This is a genomic window from Sulfitobacter sp., from assembly GCF_041552635.1.
Taxonomy (GTDB): Bacteria; Pseudomonadota; Alphaproteobacteria; order Rhodobacterales; family Rhodobacteraceae; genus Sulfitobacter.
This window is the reverse complement of sequence record NZ_JBFEKM010000221.1, coordinates 1-4,985: the sequence shown is the minus strand read 5'-3', so window position 1 is coordinate 4,985 and position 4,985 is coordinate 1. Positions and strand designations below refer to the sequence as shown.

4 protein-coding genes and 1 tRNA gene are annotated in these 4,985 nt (G+C 55.5%); 3 read left to right on the top strand and 2 right to left on the bottom strand.

What is annotated here, in order from left to right:
• Together ABYT07_RS18705 and ABYT07_RS18700 are read right to left on the bottom strand one after the other, a co-directional pair.
• Positions 1 to 75, bottom strand: a tRNA-Asn gene (locus ABYT07_RS18705).
• A gap of 80 nt (positions 76 to 155) precedes the next feature.
• Positions 156 to 1,067 carry an MBL fold metallo-hydrolase gene (locus tag ABYT07_RS18700; RefSeq protein WP_372993538.1) on the bottom strand — a complete coding sequence of 304 codons (912 nt, stop codon included), beginning with the start codon at positions 1,065 to 1,067 and terminating at the stop codon, positions 156 to 158.
• A gap of 45 nt (positions 1,068 to 1,112) precedes the next feature.
• Between ABYT07_RS18700 and ABYT07_RS18695 the strand changes: the two genes are divergently transcribed.
• The 3 genes from ABYT07_RS18695 to ABYT07_RS18685 all read left to right on the top strand — a co-directional run bounded on the left by ABYT07_RS18695 (position 1,113) and on the right by ABYT07_RS18685 (position 4,872).
• Positions 1,113 to 2,438 (top strand): ATP-binding protein, encoded by a 1,326-nt coding sequence (locus ABYT07_RS18695; RefSeq protein ID WP_372993537.1) that lies wholly within the window; start codon positions 1,113 to 1,115, stop codon positions 2,436 to 2,438.
• 404 nt (positions 2,439 to 2,842) lie between these two features.
• On the top strand, positions 2,843 to 3,166 hold the full coding sequence (locus ABYT07_RS18690; RefSeq protein WP_372993536.1) for a hypothetical protein: 324 nt from the start codon (positions 2,843 to 2,845) through the stop codon (positions 3,164 to 3,166).
• A gap of 2 nt (positions 3,167 to 3,168) precedes the next feature.
• Positions 3,169 to 4,872, top strand: coding sequence for a methyl-accepting chemotaxis protein (locus ABYT07_RS18685; protein WP_372993535.1), 1,704 nt, complete (start codon positions 3,169 to 3,171; stop codon positions 4,870 to 4,872).
• The last annotated feature ends 113 nt before the right edge of the window (positions 4,873 to 4,985 follow it).

Genomic DNA, 4,985 nt, shown 5'->3' with positions numbered 1-4,985 from the left:
TGGCTCCGACGGTAGGGATCGAACCTACGACCAATTGATTAACAGTCAACTGCTCTACCGCTGAGCTACGTCGGAACGGTCTGGGCGATATAGCAGTGGTATTTTGTGGCGTCCAGAGGGTTTCGGCAGTTTTTTCAGATTTTTATCAAAGCATCTTAAATCAGCTTAAATGTCGCGGATTTCACGAGAGGGCCGATGGGAGAAATTTGGTTTTTGCCTGTCAGATCAACCAGATGTGCAAGCACGTTTCGCATGGCGGCCCCAAGCAAGGCAGGCGGCGTTTCGGTGTAGATCTGGGCCGCTAGGGCATGCGCGGTTGCGGGGCCTGCGGCAAGGGCCTCGAGGATAGCTGCTTCGCGGGAACGACGGTGGTTCACAAGCCACGCCATCCTTGCAGCGGGGTCGGTGACGGGGGCCCCGTGGCCCGGGTAGAACACGCGCCAAGCATCGCGCTGCAAGCGGTCGCAGGAGGCCATAAATGCCGTCAAGTCCCCGTCAGGGGGCGACACAAGTGAGCTGGCCCACCCCATGACATGATCGGCAGTAAAACAGACATCGTTCCAGGCAAAGCTCAGGTGATTGCCGATATGCCCGGGCGTGTGGATGGCCTGCAGGGACCATCCGTCGCCGTCGATCATTTCCGCGTCAGACACGCAGTGGTCGGGAACAAATTCCAGATCGATGCCTTCACCGCCGCCGATATCGCCATTCTCGGCCAGCGTTTCCATGATCGGTGACCGCCCTGCGGCAGGCCCACCAAATCCATAGACCGGAGCGTCGCACACCTGCGCCAGATCGCGCGACAAGGGCGAGTGATCCAGATGGGTATGGGTCACGATGATATGGCTGATGTGCTGGTCTGGTCCGACGGCAGCCAGAATAGCCGCCAGATGCGCCTTGGACGCGGGGCCGGGGTCGATCACCGCCAGACCTTGCGTGCCCACCAGATATGTATTGGTGCCCCGATAGGTCATGGGGGACGGGTTGTCGGCCACGATGCGACGCAGTCCGGGCTCTAGGTCTTGGGGAATGCCGATCGGGGGATCAAAGTCGTCAGGGGGCAGCATGGTTTGGCCTTTCGCAGGGGCAGGGGGCTGGTTAAGGTCTATCTTATGTTCTTTGTCTGGCTCAAACGATATATGCCCCGCGGCATCTATGGGCGCGCAGCACTTATATTGCTGCTGCCTGTTGTGATCTTGCAACTGGTGGTCACGGTGATCTTTGCGCAGCGCAATTATGAAGGTGTGACCCATCAGATGACCGACACCGTGCTGCGCGAAGTGGCGCTGGTGCTGGATGTCGTGGACAAAGCCCCGTCGGCAGATGAAATCACGCCGTTGGTGCGCCAAAATCTTGCGCCGCTGCAGATGCAGGTCACACCGTTAACGGCGGAAGAAGTACCTGTGGGCAACAGTTTGACGTGGTATGATTATTCGGGCCGCGTGATGATCAAACGGTTTCAAGACCGGCTGTCGGTGTTTCAGGCCCTTGATTTGATCGAACCCGGGCGCGTGGGTCTGGTGACCCTGACCGAACTGGGGCCGGTCCGGATCAGCTTTGACCGAAGGCGCATTTCGGCGACAAACCCGCATCAGTTGTTTGTCTATACCTTCGTCTTTGGGTTTCTGATGACGTTGATTTCATTTGTGTATCTGCGCAATCAGTTGCGTCCGATCAAACGTCTGGCCCGCGCGGCCGAAGCCTTTGGCCGGGGTCGGCATGTCCCCTACAGCCCGGCTGGGGCCGTTGAGGTGCGCGCAGCGGGCAATGCCTTTGTTGATATGCGCGCGCGGATTGAACGGCAGATTGAACAGCGGACCTTGATGCTGTCAGGTGTTAGCCATGACCTACGCACGCCTTTGACCCGCATGCGTCTAAGTCTGGCAATGCTTGAGGATGATGAAGCAGGGCCATTGCTGCAAGACGTGGACGATATGCAACGGATGCTGGACGAATTCCTAGATTTCGCCAAAGGTGCCGCCGAGGGCGAGCCTGAAAAACTGGACCCCCGCGCCTTGATGGAAACCGCCGTGGCCGAGGCCCAGCGGGCAGGGCGCAATGTCACCCTTTTGCCCTTTGAGGGGGATGGCCGCGGCACGGTGCGCTTGCGCAAAATCGCGTTTTTGCGCGCTGTGGACAACCTGATTTCGAATGCTGTCCGCTACGGGACGCGGGCCGAGGTGTCGGTTCTGCTGACTGATAAAACCCTGCGCATTCGCGTCGAAGACGACGGTCCCGGCATTCCCGCAGATCGCCGGACCGAAGCTGCACGCCCGTTTTCAAGGCTGGACCCCGCGCGCAACCAGAATAAGGGCGGCGGCGTGGGGTTGGGGTTGGCGATTGCCACCGATATTGCACGCGCGCATGGTGGCGTTTTGCGTTTGGGTGCGTCGGACACGCTGGGGGGGCTTAGGGCAGATATCGTGATCGCGCGTTGAGTACCGCCCCGCTTGAGGGGGGATCGGCTGTCCTTTCAGCGCATCTGTGTTTATGGCGTCTGACCCTATGCGACATCTCTTAGATGGGGTCTATGGCCTGCTTTGAACGCGGCGGCGGCTGGCTGCCTAGCGCTGTGTGCAGCGCTTTTTCATTCCGGTTCGCGACACCGCACCAGAAAGCTGGATCAAGGCCGTAGATATCATTTTCTTGACCATGAAGGTCCGGCACGGGGCGTAAGCGCGGGCTTTGCCCGGTGGCAAGCCGATAGCCGACAGTGAAAAGAGCCAACCATCCAAGGTGGCAGTGCAGGCGATCGGTGATGCGCCTAAATTTGTCGGCAATGTCAGCGGCTGAAACTTGACGTATTAACGTAAACGTAACTCGAGCTCGGTTAGGTCGACCCATGATCAAAACCAGTCTCTGGCTCTGTGCCGCGTTCCTTCTTGCAATGACCATCGGTCCCGTCACGTTTGCGGTGGCGCAATCGGGCCGTCCGGACGACGCTGATATCTATCTCGTGTTTGAAACGCGCGGGTCACATAGATTGACACGTGATCTTGCGGGCATCGGGGCCAAGGAAATCGGGCCGGTGCGTGCACCTTTCGCCCGGATGATCACTGCCGTGCCGACGGGACATGCGCATCTAATAAAGTCCGGCTATATCGTCATGCCCGCAAGTGCATTGGCTTTGATTTGCGGGATAAAAGTCAAGGAAACGAGTACATAGCGATGGAAAAAAAATCAGCTTTATCAATTGCAGCGACATCGCCCGTGCGAACGATATTTATCACCGCGGCGGCAATGTTACCTTGTATTGCATTGATCGCCGCTTTCGTAGGCGGGGGGGCAATATCTAGCGCCATTGTTTCAATGGCATTCCTTGCTTTCGGTTACACGATGGGGCGCAGCCAACCCAGCCTATTTGCTATTGGTGCCGCTGTTGCGTTGATCGGTCAGGCCATTGCCTTTACTATGGCATTTCAAGGACACCCTTGGCAAATCGACAGCCACATGCTTTTCTTTGCACTGCTGGCTTGCCTTGTCGGTCTGCGCAGCATTCCGGCCTTGATTGGGGGGGCGGTCGTCATCGCTGTCCACCATGTCTCTCTGACTGTCTTGATGCCTTCACTCGTCTATCCATCTGGTGGATTCATTGAGAACATCGAACGCACCGCAATCCACGCTGTGATCGTGGTATTTGAGACCGTTGCTCTGGTCATCGTCGTTCGTGAACTGCAACACATGAACAAAGAGATGGAGACTAAAGCGGACGAGCTGGAACAAAGCCTGAAATTGTCTGATGCGTCCCGACAGGATGCACATCTTTCGCAAAAAGATGCGGTAACTGCCAAAGAAGAAGCACAAGCAGCAAAAGAAAAGGCGGAATTGTCACTTGCGCGTTTGAACGAAGCAGAGACAACACGCTTAAGTTTAGAGGCGCATAGACAGAAAAACCAAGAGATTGAGGCTGAACGAGACTTGGCACGAACACAAGAACAGGCAGCCATCGTCGATGCCCTTCGCTTGGGCTTGGCCCAGCTCGAAGCCGGCGACTTGACCACGCGCATTGTCAAAGACTTCCCCGCTCAATACGAGGAGCTTAAAGACGGGTTCAATACAGCGGTTCAGTCGCTTGAGGATATGGTGTCGGAAGTGGCGAGCAGATCAACCCAGATGGATTTTGAAATCCACGAAATCTCCACATCTACTGATCACTTGGCCCGGCAAACCGAAGATCAGGCGATGACTCTCAGTAATATTTCGAAAGCATTGAAAGACTTGACCAAGACCGTCAACGACAATGTCAGAACTGTTGCCGAAGTGAACACGTCGTCGCAAGATGCGCAATCCAGCGCTTCAAAAAGTGGCGATGTTGTGTCTGATGCGTCCGTTGCCATGGAAGCGATCCAAGGGGGAAGCCAAGAGATTAGCAAGATCATTGAAGTCATCGACGCTATTTCTTTCCAGACAAATTTGCTTGCGCTTAATGCTGGGGTTGAGGCGGCTCGGGCAGGTGAATCCGGACGAGGTTTTGCTGTTATCGCCTCCGAAGTGCGCGCCCTTGCTCAGAGATCATCTGAAAGTGCGACAGACATTCGCGCATTGATCAACCGGTCCGAATCGCAAGTCGCGAAAGGATCTCAAAAGATCGCCGATACGGTAAGCGCTCTTAAAGAAGTTGTGGCGGCTGTCTTGGGGACAACGTCGAAAATGGATGTTATTGCACAAAGCAGTCAAACCCAGAGCGTGGAAATTTCGACACTTAACTCATCAATCTCGGATTTGGGCTCAGCTACACAGCTCAATGCGGCGAAATTCGAAGAAACGAATGCGGCATGTATTAACCTTGCTAAAAGTGCGACTGCGCTGCGAGAGCTGACCCAAAAGTTCCAGACATCGGGAACCGAAACTCGAAAAAGTAAGGTCGCATAGTGGTCGAAGTCGGAGAGAATTCGACACTGAGGTGGTCGGAAAAAACACGTCCATTCTATATCCAACAGCGTTTACGACAGAACAGTGCCGAAAATCTTAAAGAAAATAGACTT

Excerpts from the sequence above, each read along its gene's own strand:
- ABYT07_RS18690 (WP_372993536.1), top strand. The coding sequence starts at position 2,843 with ATGATCAAAACCAGTCTCTGGCTCTGTGCCGCGTTCCTTCTTGCAATG.
- ABYT07_RS18700 (WP_372993538.1), bottom strand. The coding sequence starts at position 1,067 with ATGCTGCCCCCTGACGACTTTGATCCCCCGATCGGCATTCCCCAAGAC.
- ABYT07_RS18685 (WP_372993535.1), top strand. The coding sequence starts at position 3,169 with ATGGAAAAAAAATCAGCTTTATCAATTGCAGCGACATCGCCCGTGCGA.
- ABYT07_RS18695 (WP_372993537.1), top strand. The coding sequence starts at position 1,113 with ATGTTCTTTGTCTGGCTCAAACGATATATGCCCCGCGGCATCTATGGG.